We start from the raw sequence: 25,527 nt of genomic DNA, 5'->3' as shown, positions 1-25,527 counted from the left end.
CCCAAGCCGGCAGTGTGCAATCTGCTGGCTAGCCATGCGTGCCGCAGGATTACTCCAAGACAAAAGGGCAAATAGATCTGCCAGACGATGAACGCTCTCGAACTGATCCGCGCTCTGGCTCACGATGCCGCTGTCGGCATCGTCGTCACTGATGCGCTGATTGAGGAACCAGGACCGACGATCCTGTACGCCAACCCCGCTTTCGAGCGGTTGGTTGGGCGCGACATGACCAGCATCGTCGGCCAGAGCCCGCGCTTTATGCAGGGCAAGGAGGCGCGCCAGGCGACGGTTGACGCCTTCCGACGTGCCATAGGGGCCGGCGAGCGCTTCCACGGCTACCTGACCAACTACCGGGCCGACGGCAACAAGTACCGCGCCGAGATCGACTGCCGGCCGATACGCGCTGCAGACGGGCGCATCGAGCACTTCGTCGCGTTCGAGCGCGAGGTGATCCGCCGGGTCGGACGCCCAGCAGTCAGCGCAGCCGGACGCTATGAACCCGCTAGCGTAAGCAACGACCTGTTAACCGGCGCCCTTCGTTGCCTTGCCATCTTCGAGCACGTAGGTTGTTTTTTTCCGCTCACGAACGCGTGAGACCTACTTTCATTACCTAGATCAAGTATAGCTGCCGCAAGATTGTGTCGAGCACGAGCCTAATTAATACAAAACTAACGCTTGTTGCGTAGTGCTGTTTGCAACTGTGATCGACTTGGGCGTCACACCGTGAAAATTGTGTCGGCAGCCGCCGACTGCCGCTTCCCCATCTGCCGCCCAATGGCTGAAGTTGCGGAAGGAGGGGAGCATGTTTCTTACGATGCGCAGCGCTATGGATCAGGCTGCCAAGCTCGACGCGCTCGACCGCTCGCAAGCCGTCATCGAGTTCCAGCCCGACGGCACCATCCTCACCGCCAACGCCAACTTCCTGACTGCCATGGGCTACACCCTGCCCGAGGTCCAGGGCCGGCCCCACGCGATGTTCGTGAAGCCGGCTTATCGCGAAAGCTCGGAGTATCGCGCCTTCTGGGACGCGCTGCGGCGGGGCACCTTTCAATCTGCCGAGTTCAAGCGCCTCGCCAAGGGCGGCCGCGCTGTCTGGATCCAGGCGAGCTACAACCCCGTGCTCGACCGCGCCGGCCGCGTGGTGAAGGTTGTCAAGTTCGCCACTGACATCACGCAGCAGAAGCTGCACATGGTCGACCTGGAAGGCCAGATCGCCGCGCTCCACCGTTCTCAGGCGGTGATCGCCTTCGCGCCCGATGGTACGGTCTTGAGTGCCAACCAGAACTTCCTCGACGCGGTCGGCTACCGACTGGACGAGATACAGGGCCACCATCACAGCCTGTTCGTGGACGCCGCTGAGAAGTCGAGTGCCGTCTACCGCGAATTCTGGGCTCGGCTCGGTCAGGGCAAATTCGTTGCGGGTGAGTTCAAGCGGATCGCCAAAGGCGGGCGTGAGGCTTGGTTACAGGCGACCTACAACCCGATCATCGACACCGACGGCACGGTGCTCAAGGTGGTGAAGTTCGCCGTCGACATCACTGCGCAGGTCCAGGAGCGGCAGCGCCGCGCCGAGGCGCAGCGGGCCATCGGCGTGGATCTCAACGCCATCGGCACGGCGGTCGAGGACGTCACGCGGCAAACGGCTGAGGCCGTCGCGACCGTGGGGCAGGTCTCGAACGACATCCAGGCGGTGGCCTCAGGGGCGGAGGAGCTCTCCGCCTCGGTCGGCGAGATCAGCCAGCAGGTCAGCCACGCCGCGTGCATGGCTGGCGAGGCGGTCGAGCAGGCGCGCCATACCGGCAGCATCGTCGAGGGCCTGAGCGGGCAGGCTGCACAGATCGGCGACGTCGTGACGATGATCCAGAGCATCGCCGGCCAGACCAACCTGCTGGCGTTGAACGCTACCATTGAAGCGGCGCGGGCCGGTGAAGCCGGGCGCGGCTTTGCGGTGGTCGCCGCCGAAGTGAAGGCCCTGGCCGAGCAGACCTCGAAGGCGACGGATCAGATCCGCGGGCAGATCAGCGCGACGCAGGCGGCTACGCGCGAGGCTGTGGGCGCGATCGGCTCGATCCAGGGCACGATCCAGGCGCTGGACGAGGTCTCGGCCGCGATCGCGGCGGCGGTCGAGGAGCAGTCTGCCGTCACGCGCGAGATGTCGGGCAGCATGCACACGGCCGCGCACGGGGTATCGACGATCGCCGGCGGCATGGAGGCCATCGCCCGGGCGAGCGAGCAGGTCGATGCGGCGACGCGGCAGGTTCGTGAGGCGGCGCGCGCTGTTGGCTGAACACGCGCCCAGAATGTCAAACCAAGACCACCGGCAACACGTCTTAAGCTAAGATCAGGGTCCTGTCCGCTTCGAAGCATCAGCTGCTCAGAAGCGGACAGTCGCAAAACCACCCATCTGAGACGCTCCCGCGGGCCCAGCGTTGCGGCAGATGCTGGCCGAAAGCCGCTGGTCTGCTTTCGGTTGCGCGATGCAGGAAACCGGACATGACAGCATACTCGCCCCTAGCGTCGGAAAGCCACGTTTTGCCGACGTTTGAATAGCCGACGCGGTTTTCCGACGGGCTTGCAGCCATTTTGGCGGCCCAACATGCGTGCCGAGCGATCGTCGGGAAAACGATCGGTTTGCCGACATAACGATAGATAGGATGAAGGTCTTATTCGGGTGTGGTAAAGCTACTGGTGCTTCAGAGTGTGGGGTACAGGCTGATGAGCGGCTAGGAGACCGATCCAAACGGAGGCGGATGGACCCCATTTGAAGACTGATCGCAGGCTACGATGGCTCGATAACGCCCCGCTCCGTTCTGTGTAGGTCGACCGCGGCGACGCACGACCTCGCGCTCGAACGCCACGAACGCCTGTAGGTCGCCATTCAAGCCGCGGATCGGACGTACATCCAGTTCGCACAGGTATGCCTCACCCGACTTTCGGTAGTTCTGCAGGACGCCGTGAAAGCGCGCCTTCGCGCGCAAGCTGCGGCCGATTGATCGGGTGGTTTCCGGGTTCGTTCCGACGCCCTGAAGGAGGCGGGGCGAACCGCCCAGGATCTCAGCGGTCTCGTACCCGCTCATCCGGGTGAACGCAGGATTGGCATACAGGATCGTCGGGCCGGGCCGTTCCAGGTCACAGTCCGTCACGACGACCGCCAGATCAAGCGGCTCTGCAAATAGTTTGATTAACTCCACGATCATCACGGCCGTATCCCTCCTCCGGCCGAGCATAAATCAGAATATCTTAACTGATTCTCCCCTTGGCTCGTCAAAAATATGCGGCATTCTTGATGAAATTAACACGCCCTTAGTGGCTACTCATTCAAGATTGCGCGGTAACAAACCGCGCTTGGCCGCCCTCGCGGCAAAGCCTGTGCAATTATCGATCACAGTCACAGCAGCCATCCACAAACAGGGCGGACACTCATGATCCACCAACTCGTCTACTACAGCCGCAACACCGTGCCGGGCGACGGCCGTGCCATGCTGACGAACATGCGTGAGATCCTGTCGGTGTCCCAGCGCAACAACAGCCGCGATGGCATCACGGGGTTCCTGATCTTCGACAAGACGTGGTTTGTGCAGATCCTGGAGGGCGAGCGCGCTCAGGTGACGGAGACCTACAACCGCATCGCGCGCGACACCCGCCATTCAGGAACCGTCGTCATCAACGTGCGCGATGTGCCGGCCCGTCTGTTCCCGAACTGGACGATGGGCGGCGCGATGCGCACGCCGGAGGTGCAGGAGGTCTATCTACAGCACGGCTTTGGCGGCCCACTCGAGCCTGCTCGCCTGAAGTCGGATCAGATCATCAACTTGGCCCTAGATCTCCAGGCCTTCGAGATGGACCGTCGGCAGGGTCAGCGGATCGCAAGCTGAGTCACACTCCACTCGGAATGACTGGTGTCCCGTTAGTGTGTGCGCTGGTCATTTAAGCGACAGGGTTGTTTTCACGTCGCGTGATGGGGGCATCGTTCACGTCCTTTGTCGTCGAAGTTCAAACTGAATTTCAGCAGGTGCCCCTGTCTAATCTTCTATAGTGCCCGTGCCGATTAGGCGGCGTGGGCGCTGCGTTTGTGAGGCGCGTACAATGATGCCCGCGGACCTACACGCGTTTCGCCCGCTGGAACCTGCTGCTCCGCGGTGGTCTGTGGCGGCAGTGCCCTCGATCCTGCAGCCTAGCAGCCTCCTTCGTTACCTGGACTGCGTGCGCCATGGGTTCCTGCTCCTCGATCACACCGGTCGGGTGATCGTCTGCACGGCGTCAGCGCGGAGCCTGTTCGACCGAGTTGGCGCCGCGTTTGAGAGCGCGACATCGGCGCGGCACTTGCTGCGTGTCCTGCGTGGTGACCAACTCTCTCGGCGCGAGATCTTCCGGCAGTTGCGCACGGCACGGGAGCAGGGAGCACCCATCGTCTTTGAGGTCGCGCTCCCGGACCATACCGTCGAAGTCGAGCTCGCACACGTCCCCGGTAAAGGTTGGGCCGTCACACTCGAAGACGTGAGCACGCGCAAGGCCACTGAGGCCCGCGCCGACGAGATGGCGCGCCTCGATCCGCTCACCGGCCTGCCCAACCGCCTCATGCTGCGGGAGCGTCTGACCGAGGCCGTCACGCGCCTGGAGCGGACCGGCGAAGCTTTTGCCGTCCTCCTGATCGACCTCGACCGGTTCAAGCCGGTCAACGACACGCTCGGTCACCCGATTGGCGATGCCCTGCTGGAGAAAGTCGCGGATCGCCTGCGCTCGACGGTCCGCCCGACCGACACGGTCGCCCGGATCGGCGGCGACGAGTTCGTCATCCTGCAGACCGGAGTTCGAGAGGCAGCCGATACCCAAGCCTTGGCCCGGCGGGTCGTCGATCTGATCGGTCGGACCTACATGGTCGATGGACATCTCCTCACGATCGGTGCCAGCGTCGGGGCGGCCCTCGCACCCGGCGACGGAGTTGAGGCCGACAAGCTCCTGAAGAACGCCGATCTCGCCCTCTACCGGGCCAAGCTCGACGGGCGGGCTACCTATCGCTTCTTCCAGTTGGAGATGGACGACCGCATGCAGGCGCGGCGGCGGCTCGAACTCGACATGCGCCAAGCGCTGGCGCGGCGTGAGTTCCAGCTGCACTACCAGCCGCAGCTGCAGCTCGAGAGCGATCGGATCATCGGATGCGAGGCGCTGATCCGCTGGCGCCATCCCGACCGCGGGATGGTGTCGCCGCTCGACTTCATCCCGCTGGCTGAGGAGATCGGCCTGATTGTGCCGATCGGCGAGTGGGTCATCCGCCAGGCCTGCCGCGATGCTGTCACTTGGCCCGCGCCGATGTCGGTGGCGGTGAACGTCTCGCCCGCGCAGTTCAAGAGCGACCGGCTCGTCGAGACGATCATCTCGGCGCTTGCCAGCTCGGGGTTGCCGGCCACGCGCTTTGAGGTCGAGATCACCGAGGGCGTGCTGTTGCAGGAGAGTGCAAAGACCCTGCAGACCCTGCACCGGCTGCGGGAACTCGGCGTGCGCGTCTCGATGGATGATTTCGGTACTGGCTACTCGTCGCTGAGCTACCTACGCTCGTTCCCGTTCGACAAGATCAAGATCGACCGCTCCTTCGTGAAGGACCTCTCGGGCAAGCCCGACGGCGATGCGATCATCCGCGCCATCGCGGGTCTCGGCAAGAGCCTGGGCATGACCACCATCGCGGAAGGGGTCGAGACGGCCGAGCAGATGCAGCGCATCCGGGCCGAAGGCTGCACCGACGTGCAGGGCTACCTCATCAGCAAGCCGGTTCCCGCTGAGGATCTGCCGACATTCTTCGCAAGCCACCCGCCCCAGGCGTGATCTTCGCTCTCGTTCCCGGAACAGCCCCATGAGTGACCTGTACCGCCTCGTCTACGCCAGCAAGAACCTGCTGCAGGGAGCCGAGCCAGAGACTGCAGCGGCGATCCAGCAGATCCTGGATGCGTCTCAGCGCAACAATGCCAAGGTCGGTGTCACGGGAGCGCTGATGTTCAACGACGGTGCCTTCGCGCAGGTGTTGGAGGGGCCGCGCCGGGGCGTTGAGGACACCTTCGAGCGCATTCAGCGCGACCCTCGGCACGGGGACGTGACGGTGCTGCAATGTGGGCCGGCCGAGAGCCGCGGCTTTGCGAACTGGTCGATGGCATTTGTCGGCCAGTCAACGAAGGGGCAGGCTCGCTTCAGCAGTCTTGCCGCGGCGAGCGGCTTCGACCTGTCGCGCCTGAGCGGCGACAGCGTCTTTGCGATGCTGCACGGGCTGGTGCTGGAGGAGGAGGGTGTACAGACCGCCGACGTCGGCCTTCCGCCTGCCATGCCCGTCGAGGATCCCGTCCTTTCCGTGCTCGATGTCGAACAGGTTCGCACGGAACTTGCGCACATCCGACCGGATCTCGCAGCGGTACGGGCCGCTCCTGCGGTGGAGGTTCAGCCGAGGGCACCGAAGGAGATCCCAGAAGCGGCGTCTCTTCGCGGTGAAGGTATGAGCCGTCCATCGAAGGCCCCGAGCGAGGCAGCTGTTGCCATTCTCAAGGCGGCGCTGACGAGTGAGCGGCAGCGCACAACCGAGCTACGCGGTGAGGTCGATGACCTACAGGTCGCATTGGCTAGCAGCCAGGATCAGCTCGATGCGATGCGGGAAGAGCGAAACCTGTGGGCGGAGCGTGCGCGGCTTCTCGCGACGGCGTTGTCTCAGGAAGCCAGTGAGATCCAACAGAATGCCCGGCCGTCGCCTGCGTTGAACACGCAGCTCAAAGAGCCTAATCGTTCAACCGCCGGTAGCAAAGTGGCGGCCTGATATAACAAGCATGGAACCGATAGGCTTTGTCACGGAAGTACGGGCTCGACGCACTCGCAGAGAGACCAAAGACCGTCAGCGGACCTCAGGAGAACGAACCCCGGCACCGGTAAACCGGTCATTTATCCTACATAGTCGGAGGCACTACCTATTGTTGCTTCCTGATAGGGCCCTGCTTATTGGGATGCCCCGTAGCGCCGCTGTCAGGCGGTAGCCGCTCATTCCGCGGCAGCTCCGACATTATCGGCCATCTTTGCCCCCCGCGTCCCCAAAGGCTGCGGCGTACCGACCGTGGTGTCCTCGGCGGTCTGATGCTCGGTCTCGGCGTTCAGCTGCGCACCCAGCAGCACAATCGTCGTCGAGATCCAGATCCAAGTCATGAACCCGATCGCCGCGCCGAGCGAGCCGTAGGTCTTGTTGTAGCTGCCGAAGTTGGCGACGTACCACGAGAACAGCAGCGAGCCGCCGAGCCAGAGCACCGCCGCCACGGCGCTCCCCCCGGTGACCCAGTGCCAACGCGGCGCGTCCCGGCTCGGGCCGTAGCGGTACAGCACCGCTAAGCCGCCGAGCACGGCGAGCAGAAGCACGGGCCAGCGCAGCAGGGCTAACCACCAGGCGTCCTTGCCGATGCCGACGAACTCGAACACCACCGGCAGCACCACGACCGCGACAAGCGCCAGGATCAGGAACAGCAGCGCGCCCGCAGTGAAGGCGAGCGACACGAGGTTGAGCACGACGAAGTTGCGCTTCTCGCGCTCGTTGTAGACGAGGTTGAGTGCGTCGAAGATGTGTTTCATCCCGCCGTTGGCGCTCCAAACCGACAGGGCGATGCTCACAATCAGGCTCAGCCCCAGGGTAGCGTTGCCTTTCTCGTCAAGGTTCTTGACCTGATCGCCGACGATCTCCAGCGCCCCCTGAGGCAGGATGCCCTGCAAGCTGGCGAGCTGGTCGTTGATGGTCGAGGCGTCGGCTACGAGCCCGTAGACGGATACCAGGGCGGCGATCGCGGGGAAGATCGCCAGCAGTGCGAAGAAGGTCACGCCAGCCGACACCAGCATGATCCGGTTCTCACCCACGTCCCGGTAGGTGCGCAGCGCGATGTCCTTCCAACCTTTGGCCGGGATCTGGGTCGGACGTGTGGCTTGGCGTCCACGATCGGCCTGAGTGCGAGCTACTTGGTGAGCCTCGCTGCCACTGTGAGATGGCGATGTCTGGCGTGCCGCTCCGGCTTCGTCATCCGGTGCCTTCTTGGCTGTAGATGCCGAGCGTTGTGTACGCCGTGGCAGCGCTAGGATGCCGAAAAGCGCAGTGGTCAGAGCCAAGGTCCAAGCGAGGGAAGGCCCCTTCTCGGCGTCGTCTGGCGGCGTGCGATCGGATTGGGAGGATGGCATTGGAAACTCCCGGACGCAAAGCTGCGCCATTGCATCACGCACGCTAACGGCGCAGCTGCTTCGAACGTTGCAGCAGAGTTTTCAGAACGAAATTGATAAGAACAGGACGCTGATGCGTGCTCCTCCAGCCGTCCTATGCATCGTAGGTCGGCCGTGCTGCGCGAGCATACACTCAAGATGGCCAGCGGCGCGGCGGGTGGAGATCTCATCAGCGCGCAATGAGGAATTACGCCGATCTAATCACTACAAGCTGCGACCGGCTGGTTGCCCATATTGGCACGATCAAAATAATTAAGGTTACGCGATACGTCCGATTTCGACACACTAGCTTCCTGTATTCGAGCGCAGGACATGAAAATGACCTAACTTAAAGTTAATATTTATTCAATGCGTGCGGAATGGATATTGAAAGTACGCACCGGATCCCGGCTGATTTGTATCAAGCTGGGAATGAAAGGTGCGAAGCGATGAACACGGCTGTGAGCGTCTTGATCCTGGACGAACCGCAGGACTTGCACGCGACTGTTCGCGCCACCCTGGAGCACATGCCGGAGTTCCACACGATCAGCGAAGCGGACTTGGCTGGAGCCGGTGTTGGCACCACGGTAGCCCTGATCTTCCTCGACGAGATCCGCCCCGCGGACGGGATCGCCCGTATCGTCGACCTGAAGGAGCGTCAGCCGAACCTACGCACGTTGGTGGTCTTCGGCGCGATGACCGCCGACGATCTCCGCGCCCTCCTAGCCGTGGGTGCCGATGCGTTCATGGGGCGCTCGAAGTCGCCTCGGGAACTCGGGGCCGCGCTGTTGGCCGTCGCGGCGGGTGTCGATTGTCTGGCGCGGCCGGAGCAGACCGCGGCCGTTGCGAGCGAGGAAGTCGACAACCTGGGGCTCACGCCGCGCGAGGCCGAGGTGCTGCGCTTCCTCAGCGCGGGCTTCAGCAACAAGGAGGTCGCCCGGCGGCTGGCACTCAGCGTGCGTACCGTCGAGACCCATCGGCTCAATCTGCGTCGGAAGACCCGGACCGGGCGCCTGAAGGACTTGGTCTCCCTCTCGCGGCAGCTCGGCTTGGCACCCGTCGTAGAGAGCGAGCCCCTACGTCGGGGTGGTGACTACCGATACAGGCAGGAAGGCGACAGCCGCCCTCAACCCTGATTGAGGGTGGAGGTTGTCCGCTCAGGGACCGGCACTTTCCCGGCTGACCCGACCGATCGAGGCGTCGACTCTCCTGCGGATCGTAGGTCTGGCCGTGCTGGACGGGCATGGGCTCAAGAGGGCGAGCGGCGGGATGAGTGTTTAGATGGGCTGCTCTATCGAGCCCACCGTCCAAGGCGCCGCTTCCACCGCTCACCGGGCGCAAGGGCAGCCGGCGGTTTCAGGGTGCGCGCCACTGGCGCCTGCAGCGCTGGTGCGGGTCGGGGTGCAGGTGTTGTTTCGGGTGCAGCGACTGCAAACTCGACCACTGGCTCTGCGATCGGCTCCTCGGCCATATCGACGGCGACTGGCTTGACTTTGGGCGGTCGTCCGCGCCGCGGCCTTGGCTCCTCCGAGACCTGCATGCGCTCCGCCTCGACCTGCGCGGGCTCGGGCACAATCAGGCTGGGCAGGATCCGGCGGGGCTCAGCGGCAGGCGCCTTTAGCTCGGCCGGCGGAGGCCAAGACACGGCAGGCCGCAGAGCCACTGGTGCAACGGCACGTTGAGGAATGATGGGACGTTGGCGGCCGCCGGACTTTGTCACGACGGTGAACGACCGCGGCGAGCGGTTACGCATGATGTTAAAAGCTTCTGGGATGAAAACGACCGACCGTCGTCACAAGGATGCTGGCGCCGGCTTAACAAAGCGATGCAATGCCGGTGCTCCAAGCTATAGCACAAACCCGGCACGAACCGTCCAAGTGCTCATGGAATGGCGCCTTCCATCTGAAACCACCCTCCCCGGGGCGCCAGCTCCTCCTGCGGATCGTAGGTCTGGCCGTGCTGCGCGGGCATGCGCTCACGATGGCGAGTGCCGGGATAAGTATCGAGACATCGGGCGCCTCTGAGGAGACGCCCGACGCCTAGTGCCTCATGCGTGCTGCATATCAGCAGGGACCTTGCCGCCGTTGTCAGCGAGCTTCTGCACTACCTGCTTGTGCAGCCAGACGTTCATCGTGGCCGAGTCCTCCTTGTCGCCGGTGTAGTGCAGCTCGTCGGCGAGCTGCTTGCGAGCGGTGAGGCTGCTGTCGAGGTCGAGCAGCTTCAGAAGGTCCACGATCGACTGCTTGTAGTTCAGGTTCTCGCCCTTCTTGGCAGCCATGTCGCTCAAGACCTGACCGACGTCGACGTTCGCTGCCGAGCCTGTGGGCGCACTGGTGGGTGAAGGCGCACCAGCCATCGAAGGCGCGGCTGCATCGCTGGAGCCACTACCAGCCCCACCTGATCCGGTTGCGGAAGCTGAGACGGTTGGGGTCTCGGGCGTGTGAGGCGCGGAGGCCTGCGCGCTCGCGCCGCCACCGCCAAAGATCTTTGAGATGATCGATCCAAACAGGCTCATAGCGTCGTCCTCATCATTCGCGGGCTCGGCCCGGAAGCCGCAGTAACCGAACCGTACAGTGCAGCGTTCCGCGTCGGTGGTACGAGAGCCGCACACTTGGCTTGTTGAGGTTCAACCTGAGCGTCTACAGCCTACCCATGTTCGAAAAGCTCAAAACCCTCCTCGAACGTCCCAAGGCGCACCAGCGCTCGCTCATCCTGGCGATGGCCGAGCACGAAGGCGTACCGGCCGGGAGCACCATCCGTTAGGTGGCCGAACTGGAGAACGTCATCGCCGCATTCGAGGCTGTGGCGGCTGAGGAAGCGGATCGGACGTGGCGGTCGTGAACACCGTCTCCATCCTTACTGCGCAGCACGGATTGAGGCCGGCGATCTCAATCGATGAACAGTTCCCCTCAGCTGTGGTTGAGCGAAAGCCATCACAACAATCTGGAGGGAACCTCTATGCGCCGGCTCAACCTATTCTGCGGGGTAGCGGCCCTATCCGCGCTCACGCTCATCCCGGCTGTTGCGCTGGCTCAGGAGGGTGGCCCGTGCACGGACGATATCGCCAAGCTGAGGCGAGATATAGACACACAGGTCGGCATGGGCGCGCCCACGTCCGAGCCCGATTACGGCCAGCGTAAGGGACTGCAGGAAACGTCAGGCCAGCAGGCGGCCGACACGACCGGCAACACTGCCAAGCCTGTCGGCACACCCGACACCGATCGTGCGCAGAAAGGCGGAGCCTCACGCGAGAGCGGCGGCACACCTGGCACGGTTGGCGGCGTATCCGGGCCGGTCGGCGCAGCGAATGGGACTGGCCAAGCCGACGCCGTGGCCTCGGGCCGCATCGCGACCTCACCGGACGACGTCCGGCGTCAGTCGGAAAACAGGCCAACAGCGGCTGCCGCGGCCGCACAGGGCGGGGACGCTAAAGCTTCGCCGGGCCTGTCGTCCGAGGACAAGGTCTCACAGGCCAAGGCGGCCGTGCAACGAGCAGTCGATCTGAACGCCAAGGGTGACCAGAGCTGCCGAGACGCGGTCAAGCAAGCACGCGACCTGCTCCCGCAGAAGGGGTAGTGATTGCCCGGCGGGCTCACACAGGTGAGTTCGCCACCGGTCCGAGGATGCCATGCTTACCGCGCCGAGGGTGCAAGCCCCCGGTGTGGCCCCACCTCAACGTTCCTCCAGGATAGCCGGGTGGGGCCACTTCTCGGATAAGTGCGACTGAGCGCCTCTCTGTAGAGCATTGCTGCATTCGAGCTGAGTGCGGCCTGACCGTCACGACTTTGATGCTCACAATCCGGCTCTTCTGGCAGTCCTCCTACATCCAATCACGGCAAGGATGGTTTGCAAGATATGGCTACCCTCGACGAAACCCTGCAGATCTTCTCTGCCCTCCTTGAGGCTGATCCGCCTATCGCTATCGGAGAGGCCGACGGGGCGATCTGGGCCTATTTGAGTTCGGCCCAGGGACTTACCGCTCAGGCGGAGGCGCTGGAGGTGCTCAGGGCAAAGACCATCGAACTGAGGTCCACCTCAGCCTCTATGCCGCGCCTGTTGGATGATCTCGACCGTCATAGGGAACGGCTGAACGAAAGACCCTTGTGATCTGGTACAACGCGCTCGGTGGACCGTTCGGCGGGCCTTACGATCAGAGCGACACGATCCACCTCCTCACCGGCGCCGCGCCAGAGTAAACGAACGGTTCACCAACTCAGCACAATTGCTCGGATCGCCTCGATCCCACCGCGATGTGGCGACGTTCTACCGGCACACCGACCGGAGACACGCAGTCATGCTGATCCTCAATCCGCTTACCGGGCAGATGGTGGAGGTGCGTGTTCCCCGACCCGGGCCGAAGCTCGCCTGAGCCACACCCCGTCCGTTACGCGCGCGACCAGAGCCATGACCGTATCCGATTTGGAAAAGCCCGCCGAACTCACCGTGTGGCCCGGTCATACGCCGGCCCATGTCGCCGATGCTCGCAGCTTCTCGACCTTGCGGGCAGCTCTAGCCGCCGCAGCCGTGGCGATCGACACGGAGGATGCAAAGCCCTGGATCATCACTGAAAGCGGTGACATCCTGGCGCCCGGCTGGATCCGCGCCAACACCGGATCGCGCCGCCTGCAATAACTGGCCATGAGCCGGCGCTCCGCGGTCTCCAGTTCCGCCGCGCTGCGCCAACCCTCACGCGACTGCCCGGCCTAGGCATCACGGTCGAGCTGCGGGGAACTGGCCCAGAGAGCGCCTGTCGTCACGTGCTTGCCCGCCGCCTGCCGTGCGGTGTCGCGAACACCGCTGGCGCTGACGGGAAGAGACAGAGATGTAGCATAGGATGGAGCCGACGCCATCAATCCCAGAGGATGCAATAGTGCCGCTGCGGCGTAAGATCTCGTCTCTACAATCCGATATGTGTGCCAAACGGTAGCCAGCCGCTCCGGCCCTTTTGGACCGAACGACATAGGGCCGAACCATGCGTATTTGGCTCCGGCCCACCATCATCGCGGATGGCCTTTCAGAATGGAACGCGCTTCGTCTCGGGAGGCAGCGCACTCTGTCAGCTCTGCGAGTGGCCCGTCACGACAACGGCGCAGCAACCCGGAAGGTCGCTGCGCCGCTGGATCGGGCCGCCTGAGGGGGCGATGACGGCCTGATGAAGGTAATACGCTTGATCTGGGCATCGCGACGTGCGCATCAGCACATCCAGCGGCGATGCGGTGATGGGCACGCACGTCCCGATCACCGCATCGCGCTAGACCTGCTCTGGCGGCATCACTGCTGCAGGTCGGCGTGCTGCGCGGGCCATCGCGATCAACTCAGCGGCGGTCAACGGGCGAACCGGTAGCGGGCCGGTGCGTGTGTCGAGGTGGGCGATGTGCGGTGTCCCTGGCACCGGCCGAACTCGACCCGGCCACAGCCGCACGAGCCGCACCACCTTCTTCGCCGCAACTCCCACCATGCGCCCTCTCATTTGCGAAGCTTGCCGGTTGGTAGGCCAGCACGAGCGGCCGAGTCAGGCAGGCAAAGGCAGGCTCAGGATCGGGGCTGTGCGTCGGCCACATGTGAGTGGCTCTGTTCGAGCCTGACCGGCGCCCTACGGCTACGCTTTCTTCACGCCCGGTGGCACAGTTCGGCCCCATGCCGATCCGGCCCGAGCACCGCTTCTTCTACCCCATCGACTGGGCGCAGCTCTCAGCCGTGATCCGGTTCGGCCGGGCTAGAGGATGCTGCGAGGGCTGCGGACGGCCGCACGGGCAGATGGTCTACCATCTCGGCGATGGGCGATGGTGGGACGCGGATGCCAATCGCTGGCGTGACGGCTGGGGCAGGCGGATACGGATCGCGCCGGGGACGGAGATCCTAAGCCGCGTCCGTCGAACGCGCGTGGTGTTAGCTGCAGCCCATCGCAACCATGACACCTCGAACAACGCGGACGCCAACCTCGCGGCCTTCTGCCAGAGGTGCCACATGATCCACGACCGGCCGGAGCATCAGCGGCGGCGCTGGCGCACGCTGTTCCGGCGCAAGGCGCTCGGGGACCTATTCGGCGGCCCCTATACTTGAACACGTCACCGTGAACTCCACCCCATCGCCTCAGCGCAAACCGAAAACGCTCGAGCAGTCCCGAGAAGGGGTGTGGCGCTTGAGATAAACAGGCCCGTTCTAGGTCGTAGCAGGACCTTCTGCCTCTTGCTCCAACTTTGATTTCCGCTCCGCTTCCAGTTCACGCTTGGCCATGAGCCAGAATTGCAGATCATAACCTTCAGGCCGATGATGCCGGTCCCAGATGTCGTGGGCCCGTGCGCGGATCTCCTCATCTGGGATCTGGTCGTCAGGTTCCATAGGGCTCGCCTGTCTCTTCGGCACATGCCAGCCAGGACTGGGCTGAAGCCGCAACGGCCATGAGCCGGCGCCTGCGGTTCCTGTTCCCCGCTGCGCCGACCCTCGCGCGGCCACCCGGCCAAGGCGTCATGGATATGGGTTGAGGAACTGGCTCATCCCGTACCTGTCACCGCGCGCTCGCCCATTGTCGCATCGTCTGGCATCGCGAACACCTCGGATGCGCCTGTGGGCGAGACCGGTTCTTTAACAGACCCGACCGGGTTTGACGCGTGTCCCGAGCAGGCTCAGGCGGCCTCGGCCAACAGGCGTTCCATCTGCACATCAGCCAGGTAGTTCATCAGGCGATCGGCTGTGTCGGGATTGGCGCACTCGACCGAGACCGGCACCGGCAAAGATGTCCGTCCAACGGTCGCGATGACAGACTCAGCCTTTAGCGCAGCCTCGCGCGCCGAGGACGCCGCGAGGAGCCGTGCACCCTGAGGCGTGTCGATCAGGATTGCAATGCTCGTCATGGCGCCCTCAACGAACGCGCCGCCGAAATCGTTTCGTGCTGGGCCGGTGTTTCCTGGTTCGCCATACCATCCACCCCTATGACGCCACGGCATGGCTCATTCCATCACCGTCCCTCGCGATGAACTCCCAAACCGGCAGTTCACACGAGCTACCGTCTTGTGATGGCGTGGGCCGAGTTGCCCGATTACGCTCATGGGATGGGTACCATCGTCACCTTCCCGAAGGGTCGCGCTCCAGGCCGCGGCACCGAGCAAACCATCGTCGTCACGATAACCGATCGGGACGGCTCTACGCTCGTCGCGATCCCCATCGTTCCGCCAGAGGTAGATGCCGTGATGGTGGTACCGACCGACCCGGTCGATATCGCATTCGCCCGAGCAGCACTTCAGCACGCACTACAGAAGCTCGACGGTTCCGGTATCGATCCCGACATGGGAGCAGACTACACGCCGACCTGATCCGGAATTCTGGAGATAGAGCTGTTCTCATCCCACCTTCGGTGTGCTTTTCTTAGATCTTGCCGTCGCTCGTTAACGTGCGGTAACTGTAATGACTTCGAAAGACCCGCCGCGCCCTACCGAGCCCTCGTTGCTGTCGCCTTTGCCGTCAAAGCGCACGCCGCACCCGCTGGCGCACAGACCCAGGAGGAGCAGGCCCTAGCCTTGCTTCGGGCATCGAGCGCGCAGTCGGCTATCATCACGTTCTGCGGCAAGCACTACGCGATCGACGGTACGACCGCGCTTCGGATTTCACAGACCGCGCGCGACGTGGCCACCAAGGTGCTCGGTCAGGAACAGGCGAACGCCGCCTTCAAGGACGAACTGGCGCGGCGCTACACTGAAGTGAAGGAGTTCGGTGAGCAGCGGTGGTGCACCGACCAGCGCGAGGCGCTCTCGGGTGGCGAGGTCCGGATCTTCAAGGATTGAGGCGCACATCATCACCCACCGCTCGCCCTCCTTCTCGAAGGTGGCGAGTGATTATCCAGCGCCGTGGCCACCCTTGGCATTATCAGGCCTAGGCAGGTCCGGTCGGTTGTCGTAGCCACCGCTCTCTGGACCCTGGCCAGCATCGGGTTCTGGGCTGCCTGGGGAGTGCGGGCCGCTGCCGCCGGCTGCAGGATCGGGCTTCTTTACCTCACCGATCGGCCGGTCCGGCGGCACCGTTCCGAAGGCTTCGCGCGCTGCGTCTACGTCCTGACCCATGCTGGCCTTTCGTGTCGTTGTGAGAGGCCAAGGCGCCGCGGGGTAGCAGGTTCCGCAGCTGTCACCGGAGCAGGCCATGCAACGCGCTTCTGCACAGCACGATGCATGACCTGCGGAGTTCCGGACTGCTTGGATGGGCCGGGCTCTAGCGATTGGCTTGGTGCGAGATCAGCCCTGCTGACCGCCCATTCTCCCCTGTATCTGCGACAGCTGCGAGATGTGCAGGTTGATCAGCGGCAGCGCACCGCGGGCGATACGGCGCAGGCCAGGATCCTCGCCGGACTGGGCGTAGGAGCCGTGGATGGCGAGCGCCTCCTGGTGGCCCTGCAGGGAGTTCGCCACGAAGGTGGCGTCGTACTGCGGGCCCGGCGGCATCGCGCTCAGCTGCGACAGGATCTGCGCCTTCTGCGCATCCGTGGTCATGCCGCTGGGCGGCAGTGCGATCCCGAGCACGCCGCCGGCCACACCCGCAGCCGTGCCGACCGCGGCCCCCGCGACGGCAGCTGGCGCAGCAACGAGGCCGCCGATCAGACCACCGGGTCCGGCCGGTGCAGCCGCCATCGGAGCACCACCCGTGTAGGCGCCGAGCTTGCGGGAGAGGTTCACCTGCTCGATCACCTCAGCCCGTGAGAACTTCTTGACCGCGGGGTTCCGGGTTTTCTCGTGCGCGTCGCGCGCGGTGTTCTCCAGGAACATGCCGCCAGTGGTGGCCATCTGAAGGTAGACGCTCGACGGGATCGCGCCGGCCGGGGTGACCTGGGCAATAGCGGTACGTGTGATGGCAAGGGCGGCGGTGGCGCCCAGCATGGTGGTGAGGACTTCGCGACGGTGCAGCATGGGATGGCTCCGGGTCAGGAGAGATGACACCGCGGCGCCAAACGTCGCTGTGGTGCCACTCCCGCGAACCGGACGACCGTGCTCAGGTATCCCGGCGTGCAGCGGCTGGGACAAACCGCCACGTATTGACGATGTTGGTAGTTGTGCCGCGCACAGAAGCACTGCGCGCGGCCGAGGTAATTATCTATCGACCTTAGTACCCGTATCCATAGTAGCCGTAGGGCCGCCGATAGTAACCATACGGACCGCCATAATAGCCAACCGGGGCGTAGCCGCCATAGTATGGGCCGCCGTAGCCATACCCATAGCCGTAGGGGTAGCCGTAGCCGCCGGCGAGGCCGTAGCCCAGGGCAGCGCCCGTGGCCAAGCCGAGGCCCAGACCAAGGCCACCGTAGCCGTATCCACGGCCGTAGCCGAAGCGGCCGTACCCGCCGCGGAAGCCACCGTAGCCACCTCGGAAGCCAACGCCGCGGAACCCGCCGCCAAAGCCGCCGCCGTGGAAGCCACCACCGAAGCCGCGTGCGTCAGCGTTGGTCGGTACGAAGGCGAGCGTGGCTAGGACCGCTGTCGAGGCAAGAGCAAGACGTTTCATCAGGATCATCTCCTATCCAAGATGACCCAAGAACACAGCTTGCTGCGAGGCGGATCCCAAAATGGGAAGTACAAGGCGTCGCAGAATCGTATCGATGTGTTGCTGAGCGGATAAATAAAACCCGGCCAAGGGGAGATGATCCTTAGCCGGGCATGTCCCGATCGGGTCAAGGCGGACTACACACCCGATGCAGGTCGTTCAGCAAACGACACGGAGGTGGCCGTGTTCCGTTAAACCAAACAGAGTTCGGCAGTCAGCCCCGTCAAGCTGCGGCTCTCTCGACCGCCTCGGCGATCTGGCTCGCGATCTCGTCGCCCTTGTAGATCTCGTCCACCGCCTGCTTCAGCTTGGACGCGTCCTCGCTGCGGCCCAGCGTCTTGGCGTAGGCGGCGGCCGTGCCGAAGCCAGCCAGCCCATAATGCGACATGCGCTGGTACTGGGCGACGATCTCAACGTCGCGCAGCTTGCCGTCGCTCGGGGCTTCCTTGATCCCGTGCTTCAGGGCCTCGGCTACAAGACCCTCTATGCCCTTGCAGTGCTCGGGCTTAGCCTCCCCGCCGTTGGCCTGGATCAGGCTCTTCAGCACGTCCGTGTGCTTCTGGATGCCTCCTACGGAGCGCTCAATAAACTGCTTCAGCTTCGGGTCGCTGACCTGCCCGCTGAGCTGCTGTACCGCCTTGACCATCTGGTCATTGGCCGACCAGAGGTCCTGCATCTCGTCGAGGTAGACTTCCTTGAGGCTGCCAGGTGCCGACATCGTTCTCTCCCAAGTTGCGGTCGTGACCCGCAAACCCGAGCGTGATGCACACGTTCCTGTCCCCCTGCTACTGCCCTGACCGATCAGCGCTCGCCAATCTGGGCTGTCGTTTGCGTTGGGGTGTCAACCAGAACAGCATCTCGAAGCCTACCAGTCGAGAATGCTTCAGCTTTACCAGCGATGGTCAGGCAGCATCGGATTGAGCAGTCGCATCGGCCGGCCAGACATAGGATGCGGGAAAGCTGACGGCCGGCAGGCTGGCTACTGCGGGCTTGGCGAACAGGTAGCCTTGGAACAGCTGGATCCCAGCCGCACGCAGGGCTGTAAGCTCCGCTTCCGTCTCGACGCCCTCGGCAATCACCGCCACGCCCAGCTGCCGCGCCATCATGATCACGCCGGTGACGATGGTCTGCCGTGCCGGGGAAGTAGCGATGCCTCGGATCAGCTCCATGTCCAGCTTGATGAAATCAGGCTGGAAGCTCGCCAGCAGGTTCAGACCGGCATAGCCCGCTCCGAAGTCGTCCAAGGCGGTCGCGAAGCCCTGCTTGCGGTACTCCGCGATGATCCGCTGGACGTGGGCCGCATCAGTCATGCGCTCGTTCTCGGTGAACTCGAACATGATCTGCCGATGTTCGAAACCAACGCGGCGGGCAGCATCGAGCGTCGCGCGGATGCAGGCGGCCGGCTCGTAAACGGCGTTGGGCATGAAGTTGATCGACAGCCGGGTCTCGGCATCCTGGAAAAGCTGGCCGGCAAGCTCGATGGCCTTCACGCGGCAAGCTTGGTCGAACTTGTAGCGGTTGCTTTCATCGACCATGCCAAGGATCTGTCCGGCACCCTGGCCTTCCGTGCCCCTGACCAGAGCTTCGTAGCCCCAGACCGTACCTCGGCTCACATCCACGATGGGGTGAAACGCCATTGTGAAGGTGAACGGCAGGGGTTCACCGTCTCGGCAACCTTGGCATCCGGCTTTCATAGGTTCGCTCTGGCGCGCTATTTCAATCCAGCCAACTAAGCGCGTTATTCTGTTAATTATCAGCTAAACTCAGCCTAATGCAGACTATCAAACGGAAATTCGCAGATTTTATAAGCCGCTATGCTGCTGAAATCTGCGCCACCAAAGTATAACCTAAATTAAATTTTACCTGGAGCGCTTCGTTTCGTCAAAGCTCTAACCGAGCCTGCTCCGACCGTGCCCTGCGCTCCGCCGTCAGCTCGCGCTCCGCCATGAGCCAGAACTCCAGCTCGTAGCCGTCGGGCCGGTGGTTCCGGTCCCAGAGGTCGTAGGCGCGTTCCCGGATCTCCTCGATCGATAGCAGGCGTTTGGCCTGCTCATCTGCAGAGGGATCCGGGCTCATTCGCCGGTCCCGCCCGATCCGCTGAGCGCTGAGAGCATCACCCCGTCACTCCCGACATCGGCGCCGGTATAGCCGAGCATCCGCGCAAGCTGATCGCGGGCTCGCCAGACGCGGCTCTTCACGGTGCCAATCTGACAGTTCATGACCGCAGCGGCTTCCTCGTAGGTTAGGTTCTCTATCGCCACGAGGATCAGGGCCTCCCGCATCGTCGGCACGAGCCGGTCGAGCGCGGCGCGCACGTCCTGGAGGTCGAGGCGACCATCTTGTTCAGGCGGGGTGGCTAGCTGGGCGGTGTGGCTGCCATCATCATCCTGCACCTCGCGCGACCTGCGGTGGCCGCTGTAGAAAGCGTTGCGCAGGATCGTGAAGGTCCAGGCCTCGAAGTTCGTGCCCAGCTCGAAGCGTGCTCGGGCGTGCCACGCCCGCATAAGGGTGTCCTGCATGAGGTCGTCGGCTGCCGTCGGATCGCGGGCGAGCGAGATCGCGAACCGACGTAGAGCCGGGGCTACGGCGACGAGGAGCTTCTTGAACGCGGCATCGTCATGGCTGACCGCCTCTCCGAGGGCCGCATCGAGCTTGGCCAGCACATCGGTGAAGCGGCTCGTGGCCTCCCGCGCAGCATCGTCCTGCGCGTAGGCGGTCGCTAGCAGGCTCCCAAGATGTCTCTGGATCTCGTCGGTGAGACCTGATCTGGATTGGCTCGGCACCGCGTCAGCGTGTTCCGGAAGCTTCTCCGCATCCTTGCTCATCGTGGAAGCCACCTCGAACTGCGCAGCATCAGTCAGGTCCGTTCGTTCGGTACGCCGGCCGGTCACATAGACTCAGGGCATAGCTCGGCCGGTGCGACCAACCGCGCGAATTCTCGTTCGGTCTGCCCGGTCGAGGTCGACCGCTCGCCCTCAGTAGCTCTTCGTCGGTCACGCCGCATCGCCGGCTATGGCCGTGCGCCGTCGCGCCAGCTCGACCCTGAGCCTGCTTCGCACACGTGACAGACCCATCAATCGGTGCAACATTCACTCAAAGAAAACTGACATCGGCGAAGCCCAGCGATGGAGGGGGCGCGGAGGAAAACCGTGCCGCACTACTTCTTCGACGTTCAATCACCGAGAGGGGTGGTCTGCTGGGACCATCAGGGCCTCGAGTGCTCCGATGACAGCGCCGCGCTGTCACTCGCGCGCCATGGGGCTGGCTTCACCTCGTCAGGCGATTGTGAACGCAATCCGCAGCTCAGGAGCTACCGCTTCGCCGTAGCGGACGCTGATCATAAGCTGCTCTTTACCGTGCCCTTCACGGACTTGCTCCCGGATGAAGAGCCTGCTTCGGCGGTGCGGAAGCATCGCTCTCGCGCATCATCGCGGCAGCCTGGAGCGCGAACGCTTGTCTGAGTGAAGGTGACCTGTTGGAGTCGTCGGCGGCTGGACAGAAGGTCCAGCTCACCACGGACTGCGGCAAATTCAAACGCTGGATATTCAACCCACACCGAGGCTTCGGCGTCTCACCCTGGACCAGAGCTGTTAAAGCGGCGGTTGCCGTGTCGTAGCAGCCGAGAAGATCCTGCTCGAAGATAACGGCAAAGCAGCTTCGCGTGCCGATCCGGGTCCATTCAATGCGGAATACCCCCTGAGGGGTCTCGTAGAGCCAACAGCCACTCAGCATCGGCGCCTCCTCCAGCATTTTATGGAGGAAACGTGCAGGCAAGATCAGAGGTTCAGCCGGCGATAGGCTTATTTGCGCTGTAACTCGCGCGGATGCTTGAAAGCCGCATAGGCCGAGGTCAACCGTCCCTTGTCCGCAGCCTCTCATCATCCATGAGCCTAATGCCACAGCGTCGTCTTCGACTGCTGAGCGGCGGCATTAGGCGCTTGCCGGTCACGACGCTGGTCTCGATGCAGCATTCGGGGATGCAGACTGTAGATGTCCATGGCCGACATGGTGTGGCTAGGCTCAAGCCGATGTGCCCGGTACCGTGCTGGCGGTCGGGCTCCTGGGCCCTCTAGCGCTGATCGACTCCGGGTTGTTCGAAGCGGGCATCACGACCGCTCTGGTCGGGCTCGGCACGGGGAGCGCCCTCGTCATCGCCTACGCTCTGCGCTTCCTGACCGTGACCGTAGGCGCCAGCGAAGCCGGATTCGCTCGCATCCCGCGCACTCTCCCCGACGCCGCGCGGGTGCTGGGGCGCGGGCGGCTCGCCACGCTCGCGACCGTGCAGCTCCCGCTGGCGTGGCCCGCGGTGCTGAGCGGCGGGCTGCTCGCCTTCGTGGACATCGCCAAGGAACTGCCGGTGACGCTGCTCCTGCGGCCCCTCAACGTCGAGACGTTAAGCACGCATCTCTACGGCGAGGCGGCGCGCGGCACCTACGAGGATGACGCCGCCGCGGCGGTGCTCATCGTAATGATCGGTCTCGTCCCGGTCACCCTGCTCTTAAGGCTCGACCAGAACGCGACATGGCGACGGGGTTAGATCGTCTTGAGCGGATCGGGGGTGGCTGAGCAGGGCAGCCAGCCACGCCCCACGTTCACGAAAACTTCTGCGCGACGCTCAGGAAGGATAGTGGACGGTGATCAAGCGGCTCTCTTCGATGAGTTGCACAGCTGCTGAAACAGGATCGGGGTCGGATCGCATCCGCGCCGCGAACGCCGCCGCTCGCGCAACCGCATCAGCTTCCGAGACATAGCACAGCCCGCGTTTCAAGCTGTCGCTGGTTAGTCGTTTGAATGGCACGTGGCAGCCGAGTCCCAGCCGCATCAGTCGTGTTCCCCAGAACGGCTGATCGGCAAAGACAGATGCAACCACGGACGGTAACCCTGCTCTGACGACAGCATGGGTTGTTCCGGCGCCGCCGTGGTGGATGGCGGCTGAGCAACGGGGCAGGAGCCAATCATGGTCGACCGCGCCGACGAGGCGGATCTCTGGCGACGGTTCCTGGGGTGCTGCCATACGCGACCAACCGGCGCTCACGACCAAACGACGACCGCAGCGGCGAGCCACCTCGCTGAGGAGGTTCAGCATCTTTACAGGGTCACCTACTGGCATGCTGCCGAGACCGACGTAGACTGGTGCTGGACCAGCCTCAAGCCATGCGGTGAGGTGGGGCGGCGAGGCTGCCTCCCCGAGGCTCGCCCGTGCAGACTTCGGAATTTGAAAAGCGCCAATGACACGCTGCATCGGGTCCCAATCCGATGGTCGAGGGACGAGCTGTGGCGAGAAGGCTTGAAGGGTGCACAACCCCGCCGCGGCGAGGCGCTTCTGGGTCGGCTGGCGTGTAGGGGTAAGCCCCATGCGGCGGCGTAGAAGCGCGATGCTGTCGCGATGGGCAGCCCACCACATGTGCTCCACTACAGTGTAGGTCAGGCGATGAAGTAGGCGCGAGTGCAGGTCTCGCGTGGTGACGAGACTGTGGGCGAAGTCGCCTGTAGGCTTGAGCGGGGCGAGGTGCAGCGCGATCAGGGGGCTACCCTGCGCCTCGGCCATCACTGCCGAGTGATCCTCTGTGAGGACACCTGCCACGATGACATCTGCACCGTCGCAGATGCGCATCTGGTCCGCCATCAGCAGATCCTGATGCTCGTGCATCAGAGCCTGCATACGTTTCATGATCGCCCGGACGTTGCCGGAGGCAAACAAGGCTTGTCCTTCGGAAGAATCCATATAGGCCTGGGTGTCGAAGCCGATGCGCTCCGTGCGAACTCCGCATCGAGCGGCCCACTCCACAACGTTGGGGGGAGCCGCCAGGATCACATCGTGCCCGCGAGCCTGCAGCGCTAACGCGAGGACCAGGAAGGGCTGTACGTCGCCGCGGGTCCCGAAGCTCGTCAGGGCGATCCGCACCGTACTACCTCGCTGCAGGCTGTGCTGCGAGCTCTTCGCGAACTCGTCCGGCACATCGCTCAAGACTGAGGGATCGTATCGTCTTCCAGCGCGCCGGTCTCCTCGGCTGCGACGGTCCTGGACACCGCTGAGCGCTTCAACGCTGTGTTGTCGTCATCCATCCTTCAGCCCCGGCTACTCGAAAACAGGCGTCACATCGCCCACCTGGGCACCACGGTTCAGCAGGGCCGCGGCAGGTGAGGAGAGCGCGTGCGTAAGTTGGCGATCCCGGCTGGCCGGGAAGCGTGGCTTCTTCTCGGCCTGGCGCTGCTGATCGTTCTCGGGACCGCCGCGGCGCTCCACCTGACTCGACCCACGACGCTGACGATCGCTGTCGCTCCCAAGGGAGGCCCTGAACCGGCCCTGCTGCGGGCCTACGCCGACGAACTCGCGCGCAGGAAGCTCGGCATCCGGCTGAAGGTCTCGGCCCTCGACGGGGTGCGTGAGAGCGCAGAAGCGCTCAAGGCCGGCAAGGTCGACCTCGCTATAGTTCGTCCAGACGTCTTCATGCCGGGCAATGGCCTAACCCTGGCCGTCTTGCGGAAGCTGGCGGCGTTCGTGGTCGCCCCCGCGCAATCCGGCATCAAGGACTTTCCGGATTTGGCAGGCAAGCAACTCGGGGTGTTGTCGAACAGGACCGCCGACAGGACGCTGGCCGGCACCCTGGTTGCCCATTTCGGAATGGAGCTTCTGACCGACGCTCCAGCCGGCGCCGTGCCGCCAAAGGCTGTCGCCCTTGTTCCGGTGGAGGAGATTGATGTGTCCGCCGCGCTCGCGGGCGGCCACATCGACGCGATGGTCCTGGTGACGACGCCCACATCCTCGGCGGCGCGGCGGGTGGTCGGCCTCGTTCAGGCGGCAAGCGCCGATGGCGAGGCTACGCTGTTTGGTGTACCCGACACCGCCGCGGTGCTGGCGCGCTCGCCACGCCTGCAGCCGGTCACGGTTCAGGCCGCTCTGTTCGGTGGCAGCCCGCGCCTTCCGGCGGAGGACGTGGCGACCGTTGGCTCGTCTTACCGCTTGATGGCGCGAGCCAACCTGTCGCGCAGCCTCGTCGCGGAGGTGACGCAGCACCTGTTCGAGATGCGCACGGCCCTCGCCGAGACGGTGCCGGCGGCGGAAGACGTCAGCCGTCCAGATTACGAGGACACGGCGGACGCCACCAGCGCCCGGTTGCCCATCCACCCGGGCGCCATCGACTACTACGAGCGCGAGCAGGAGACGTTCATCGAGCGTTATGAGAGCTGGATCTACCTCGTGGCCATCCTGGGTGGCGGCCTGGGCTCAGCGACAGCTTGGCTGCGGCAGCGCCTGGGTCGGATCCGTCGGGAGCGGATCGAGGTGGCGACCACGCGTCTGCTAGAACTTCGTTCTGAGGCCAGCCGTGAGACGGACCGCGGGCGGCTAGAGGCCATAGCTAGCGAGGTAGACGACCTTGCGGGCAGCATAGCGCGCCATGCTCTCACCAAGCCAACCGAGGCGCGGATATTGGGCGCTGCCACTCTGGCCGTCGACGCAGTCCGCTCGACGATCCGGCGTGCTATCGTTCGCAAGTGAAGGTACGTCCCTTGCCAAATGACTGAGCGCACACGTCTGCTTCTGGGATGCGCGTAGGGACAGCTGAATGGCCGGAATGGGCGCTAAACCGAACGACCGCATTCGCGCTCACCGGTGATTCCGCATGGTGTAGTCTGGCCGAAAGCCGCTGGACCGTTTTGGAGGAGGTTCGACAGAAAAGCGGACAATTACCCGACAGCAGCTTGGCAACGCCGGTGAGGCTCACGCGTAGCGCTCCGTAGTGCTCCGAGGTGTACCAAGGCGGCTCGACGCAGCGCGTGCGTTCCAAGGAAGCGTCT

At 64.0% G+C, this 25,527-nt stretch carries 27 protein-coding genes and 1 pseudogene; 15 read left to right on the top strand and 13 right to left on the bottom strand.

What is annotated here, in order from left to right; translation table 11 throughout:
• Positions 1-87 precede the first annotated feature (87 nt).
• Both MFF58_RS21455 and MFF58_RS21450 read left to right on the top strand, forming a co-directional pair.
• Positions 88-594 (top strand): PAS domain-containing protein, encoded by a 507-nt coding sequence (locus tag MFF58_RS21455; protein ID WP_238290988.1) that lies wholly within the window; start codon positions 88-90, stop codon positions 592-594.
• 208 nt (positions 595-802) lie between these two features.
• Complete coding sequence (locus MFF58_RS21450) at positions 803-2,287, top strand: methyl-accepting chemotaxis protein (RefSeq protein WP_238291011.1); 1,485 nt, start codon at positions 803-805, stop codon at positions 2,285-2,287.
• Positions 2,288-2,723: 436 nt separating this feature from the next.
• Here MFF58_RS21450 and MFF58_RS21445 read toward each other — a convergent pair whose 3' ends face one another.
• Entirely contained in the window at positions 2,724-3,197 is a 474-nt protein-coding gene (locus tag MFF58_RS21445; protein WP_238291010.1) for a PAS domain-containing protein, read from the bottom strand.
• A 225-nt stretch (positions 3,198-3,422) separates the two neighbouring features.
• Here MFF58_RS21445 and MFF58_RS21440 point away from each other — a divergent pair, with 225 nt between their 5' ends.
• The 3 genes from MFF58_RS21440 to MFF58_RS21430 all read left to right on the top strand — a co-directional run bounded on the left by MFF58_RS21440 (position 3,423) and on the right by MFF58_RS21430 (position 6,793).
• Positions 3,423-3,875 carry a BLUF domain-containing protein gene (locus MFF58_RS21440; RefSeq protein WP_238290987.1) on the top strand — a complete coding sequence of 151 codons (453 nt, stop codon included), beginning with the start codon at positions 3,423-3,425 and terminating at the stop codon, positions 3,873-3,875.
• A gap of 211 nt (positions 3,876-4,086) precedes the next feature.
• Positions 4,087-5,820, top strand: coding sequence for a putative bifunctional diguanylate cyclase/phosphodiesterase (locus MFF58_RS21435; RefSeq protein ID WP_373323371.1), 1,734 nt, complete (start codon positions 4,087-4,089; stop codon positions 5,818-5,820).
• 28 nt (positions 5,821-5,848) lie between these two features.
• The gene (locus tag MFF58_RS21430) at positions 5,849-6,793 is read left to right on the top strand and encodes a BLUF domain-containing protein (RefSeq protein WP_238290985.1); all 945 of its coding nucleotides are present in this window, start codon (positions 5,849-5,851) and stop codon (positions 6,791-6,793) included.
• A gap of 218 nt (positions 6,794-7,011) precedes the next feature.
• Here MFF58_RS21430 and MFF58_RS21425 read toward each other — a convergent pair whose 3' ends face one another.
• Positions 7,012-8,184 carry a YihY/virulence factor BrkB family protein gene (locus tag MFF58_RS21425; protein ID WP_238290984.1) on the bottom strand — a complete coding sequence of 391 codons (1,173 nt, stop codon included), beginning with the start codon at positions 8,182-8,184 and terminating at the stop codon, positions 7,012-7,014.
• A gap of 467 nt (positions 8,185-8,651) precedes the next feature.
• On the opposite strand from MFF58_RS21425, the gene MFF58_RS21420 reads away from it, so the two are divergent.
• The gene (locus MFF58_RS21420; protein WP_238290983.1) at positions 8,652-9,338 is read left to right on the top strand and encodes a LuxR C-terminal-related transcriptional regulator; all 687 of its coding nucleotides are present in this window, start codon (positions 8,652-8,654) and stop codon (positions 9,336-9,338) included.
• A gap of 911 nt (positions 9,339-10,249) precedes the next feature.
• On the opposite strand, the gene MFF58_RS21415 is transcribed toward MFF58_RS21420, so the two are convergent.
• Positions 10,250-10,717, bottom strand: coding sequence for a DUF3597 domain-containing protein (locus MFF58_RS21415; protein WP_238290982.1), 468 nt, complete (start codon positions 10,715-10,717; stop codon positions 10,250-10,252).
• Positions 10,718-11,097: 380 nt separating this feature from the next.
• Between MFF58_RS21415 and MFF58_RS21410 the strand changes: the two genes are divergently transcribed.
• From MFF58_RS21410 to MFF58_RS21395, 4 genes are all read left to right on the top strand, one after another.
• On the top strand, positions 11,098-11,778 hold the full coding sequence (locus tag MFF58_RS21410; protein ID WP_238290981.1) for a hypothetical protein: 681 nt from the start codon (positions 11,098-11,100) through the stop codon (positions 11,776-11,778).
• 279 nt (positions 11,779-12,057) lie between these two features.
• Complete coding sequence (locus MFF58_RS21405; RefSeq protein ID WP_238290979.1) at positions 12,058-12,309, top strand: hypothetical protein; 252 nt, start codon at positions 12,058-12,060, stop codon at positions 12,307-12,309.
• A 297-nt stretch (positions 12,310-12,606) separates the two neighbouring features.
• Entirely contained in the window at positions 12,607-12,834 is a 228-nt protein-coding gene (locus MFF58_RS21400; protein ID WP_238290978.1) for a hypothetical protein, read from the top strand.
• Positions 12,835-13,839: 1,005 nt separating this feature from the next.
• On the top strand, positions 13,840-14,265 hold the full coding sequence (locus tag MFF58_RS21395) for a hypothetical protein (protein WP_238290977.1): 426 nt from the start codon (positions 13,840-13,842) through the stop codon (positions 14,263-14,265).
• 99 nt (positions 14,266-14,364) lie between these two features.
• Here MFF58_RS21395 and MFF58_RS21390 read toward each other — a convergent pair whose 3' ends face one another.
• Both MFF58_RS21390 and MFF58_RS21385 read right to left on the bottom strand, forming a co-directional pair.
• A complete protein-coding gene (locus MFF58_RS21390; RefSeq protein WP_238290976.1) occupies positions 14,365-14,544 on the bottom strand; it encodes a DUF2934 domain-containing protein in 180 nt (59 codons plus the stop codon).
• 284 nt (positions 14,545-14,828) lie between these two features.
• A complete protein-coding gene (locus MFF58_RS21385; RefSeq protein WP_238290975.1) occupies positions 14,829-15,056 on the bottom strand; it encodes a hypothetical protein in 228 nt (75 codons plus the stop codon).
• Between the two features lie 198 nt (positions 15,057-15,254).
• Here MFF58_RS21385 and MFF58_RS21380 point away from each other — a divergent pair, with 198 nt between their 5' ends.
• Both MFF58_RS21380 and MFF58_RS21375 read left to right on the top strand, forming a co-directional pair.
• Positions 15,255-15,515, top strand: coding sequence for a hypothetical protein (locus tag MFF58_RS21380; protein ID WP_238290974.1), 261 nt, complete (start codon positions 15,255-15,257; stop codon positions 15,513-15,515).
• Between the two features lie 204 nt (positions 15,516-15,719).
• The gene (locus MFF58_RS21375) at positions 15,720-15,983 is read left to right on the top strand and encodes a hypothetical protein (RefSeq protein ID WP_238290973.1); all 264 of its coding nucleotides are present in this window, start codon (positions 15,720-15,722) and stop codon (positions 15,981-15,983) included.
• Positions 15,984-16,427: 444 nt separating this feature from the next.
• On the opposite strand, the gene MFF58_RS21370 is transcribed toward MFF58_RS21375, so the two are convergent.
• The 6 genes from MFF58_RS21370 to MFF58_RS21345 form a co-directional block, all read right to left on the bottom strand.
• A complete protein-coding gene (locus MFF58_RS21370) occupies positions 16,428-17,093 on the bottom strand; it encodes a DUF4142 domain-containing protein (protein ID WP_238291009.1) in 666 nt (221 codons plus the stop codon).
• Between the two features lie 196 nt (positions 17,094-17,289).
• Complete coding sequence (locus MFF58_RS21365; RefSeq protein WP_238290972.1) at positions 17,290-17,688, bottom strand: hypothetical protein; 399 nt, start codon at positions 17,686-17,688, stop codon at positions 17,290-17,292.
• A gap of 262 nt (positions 17,689-17,950) precedes the next feature.
• Positions 17,951-18,445: a YciE/YciF ferroxidase family protein gene (locus tag MFF58_RS21360; RefSeq protein WP_238290971.1), complete on the bottom strand. Its 495-nt coding sequence runs from the start codon at positions 18,443-18,445 to the stop codon at positions 17,951-17,953.
• 184 nt (positions 18,446-18,629) lie between these two features.
• Positions 18,630-19,421, bottom strand: a complete 792-nt coding sequence (locus MFF58_RS21355; RefSeq protein WP_238290969.1) for an EAL domain-containing protein — start codon at positions 19,419-19,421, stop codon at positions 18,630-18,632.
• A gap of 187 nt (positions 19,422-19,608) precedes the next feature.
• The gene (locus MFF58_RS21350; protein ID WP_238290967.1) at positions 19,609-19,803 is read right to left on the bottom strand and encodes a DUF2934 domain-containing protein; all 195 of its coding nucleotides are present in this window, start codon (positions 19,801-19,803) and stop codon (positions 19,609-19,611) included.
• Entirely contained in the window at positions 19,800-20,552 is a 753-nt protein-coding gene (locus MFF58_RS21345; RefSeq protein WP_238290966.1) for a sigma-70 family RNA polymerase sigma factor, read from the bottom strand. Before MFF58_RS21345 ends, MFF58_RS21350 begins: the two co-directional genes overlap by 4 nt.
• Before the next feature lie 300 nt (positions 20,553-20,852).
• Between MFF58_RS21345 and MFF58_RS32615 the strand changes: the two genes are divergently transcribed.
• On the top strand, positions 20,853-21,188 hold the full coding sequence (locus MFF58_RS32615) for a DUF6894 family protein (protein WP_373323370.1): 336 nt from the start codon (positions 20,853-20,855) through the stop codon (positions 21,186-21,188).
• Here the strand turns inward: MFF58_RS32615 and MFF58_RS21340 are convergent.
• Positions 21,091-21,501 carry a hypothetical protein gene (locus tag MFF58_RS21340; protein WP_238290965.1) on the bottom strand — a complete coding sequence of 137 codons (411 nt, stop codon included), beginning with the start codon at positions 21,499-21,501 and terminating at the stop codon, positions 21,091-21,093. The genes MFF58_RS32615 and MFF58_RS21340 overlap by 98 nt on opposite strands.
• Before the next feature lie 256 nt (positions 21,502-21,757).
• Between MFF58_RS21340 and MFF58_RS21335 the strand changes: the two are divergent.
• Positions 21,758-22,264, top strand: a pseudogene (locus MFF58_RS21335) (ABC transporter permease); the annotation flags it as partial.
• 78 nt (positions 22,265-22,342) lie between these two features.
• Here MFF58_RS21335 and MFF58_RS21330 read toward each other — a convergent pair.
• Entirely contained in the window at positions 22,343-23,686 is a 1,344-nt protein-coding gene (locus tag MFF58_RS21330) for a glycosyltransferase (RefSeq protein WP_238291008.1), read from the bottom strand.
• 195 nt (positions 23,687-23,881) lie between these two features.
• Between MFF58_RS21330 and MFF58_RS21325 the strand changes: the two genes are divergently transcribed.
• Positions 23,882-25,228, top strand: coding sequence for a TAXI family TRAP transporter solute-binding subunit (locus MFF58_RS21325; protein ID WP_238290964.1), 1,347 nt, complete (start codon positions 23,882-23,884; stop codon positions 25,226-25,228).
• Positions 25,229-25,527 lie beyond the last annotated feature (299 nt).

It is taken from the genome of Methylobacterium longum (assembly GCF_022179385.1).
Classification (GTDB): Bacteria; Pseudomonadota; Alphaproteobacteria; order Rhizobiales; family Beijerinckiaceae; genus Methylobacterium; species Methylobacterium longum.
This window is presented reverse-complemented; position numbering and strand designations above follow the sequence as displayed.

Coding starts and splice junctions, on each gene's coding strand:
- MFF58_RS21455 (WP_238290988.1), top strand. CDS start 88: ATGAACGCTCTCGAACTGATCCGCGCTCTGGCTCACGATGCCGCTGTC.
- MFF58_RS21450 (WP_238291011.1), top strand. CDS start 803: ATGTTTCTTACGATGCGCAGCGCTATGGATCAGGCTGCCAAGCTCGAC.
- MFF58_RS21445 (WP_238291010.1), bottom strand. CDS start 3,197: ATGATCGTGGAGTTAATCAAACTATTTGCAGAGCCGCTTGATCTGGCG.
- MFF58_RS21440 (WP_238290987.1), top strand. CDS start 3,423: ATGATCCACCAACTCGTCTACTACAGCCGCAACACCGTGCCGGGCGAC.
- MFF58_RS21435 (WP_373323371.1), top strand. CDS start 4,087: ATGATGCCCGCGGACCTACACGCGTTTCGCCCGCTGGAACCTGCTGCT.
- MFF58_RS21430 (WP_238290985.1), top strand. CDS start 5,849: ATGAGTGACCTGTACCGCCTCGTCTACGCCAGCAAGAACCTGCTGCAG.
- MFF58_RS21425 (WP_238290984.1), bottom strand. CDS start 8,184: ATGCCATCCTCCCAATCCGATCGCACGCCGCCAGACGACGCCGAGAAG.
- MFF58_RS21420 (WP_238290983.1), top strand. CDS start 8,652: ATGAACACGGCTGTGAGCGTCTTGATCCTGGACGAACCGCAGGACTTG.
- MFF58_RS21415 (WP_238290982.1), bottom strand. CDS start 10,717: ATGAGCCTGTTTGGATCGATCATCTCAAAGATCTTTGGCGGTGGCGGC.
- MFF58_RS21410 (WP_238290981.1), top strand. CDS start 11,098: ATGAACAGTTCCCCTCAGCTGTGGTTGAGCGAAAGCCATCACAACAAT.
- MFF58_RS21405 (WP_238290979.1), top strand. CDS start 12,058: ATGGCTACCCTCGACGAAACCCTGCAGATCTTCTCTGCCCTCCTTGAG.
- MFF58_RS21400 (WP_238290978.1), top strand. CDS start 12,607: ATGACCGTATCCGATTTGGAAAAGCCCGCCGAACTCACCGTGTGGCCC.
- MFF58_RS21395 (WP_238290977.1), top strand. CDS start 13,840: ATGCCGATCCGGCCCGAGCACCGCTTCTTCTACCCCATCGACTGGGCG.
- MFF58_RS21390 (WP_238290976.1), bottom strand. CDS start 14,544: ATGGAACCTGACGACCAGATCCCAGATGAGGAGATCCGCGCACGGGCC.
- MFF58_RS21385 (WP_238290975.1), bottom strand. CDS start 15,056: ATGACGAGCATTGCAATCCTGATCGACACGCCTCAGGGTGCACGGCTC.
- MFF58_RS21380 (WP_238290974.1), top strand. CDS start 15,255: ATGGGTACCATCGTCACCTTCCCGAAGGGTCGCGCTCCAGGCCGCGGC.
- MFF58_RS21365 (WP_238290972.1), bottom strand. CDS start 17,688: ATGAAACGTCTTGCTCTTGCCTCGACAGCGGTCCTAGCCACGCTCGCC.
- MFF58_RS21360 (WP_238290971.1), bottom strand. CDS start 18,445: ATGTCGGCACCTGGCAGCCTCAAGGAAGTCTACCTCGACGAGATGCAG.
- MFF58_RS21355 (WP_238290969.1), bottom strand. CDS start 19,421: ATGAAAGCCGGATGCCAAGGTTGCCGAGACGGTGAACCCCTGCCGTTC.
- MFF58_RS21350 (WP_238290967.1), bottom strand. CDS start 19,803: ATGAGCCCGGATCCCTCTGCAGATGAGCAGGCCAAACGCCTGCTATCG.
- MFF58_RS21345 (WP_238290966.1), bottom strand. CDS start 20,552: ATGAGCAAGGATGCGGAGAAGCTTCCGGAACACGCTGACGCGGTGCCG.
- MFF58_RS32615 (WP_373323370.1), top strand. CDS start 20,853: ATGGAGGGGGCGCGGAGGAAAACCGTGCCGCACTACTTCTTCGACGTT.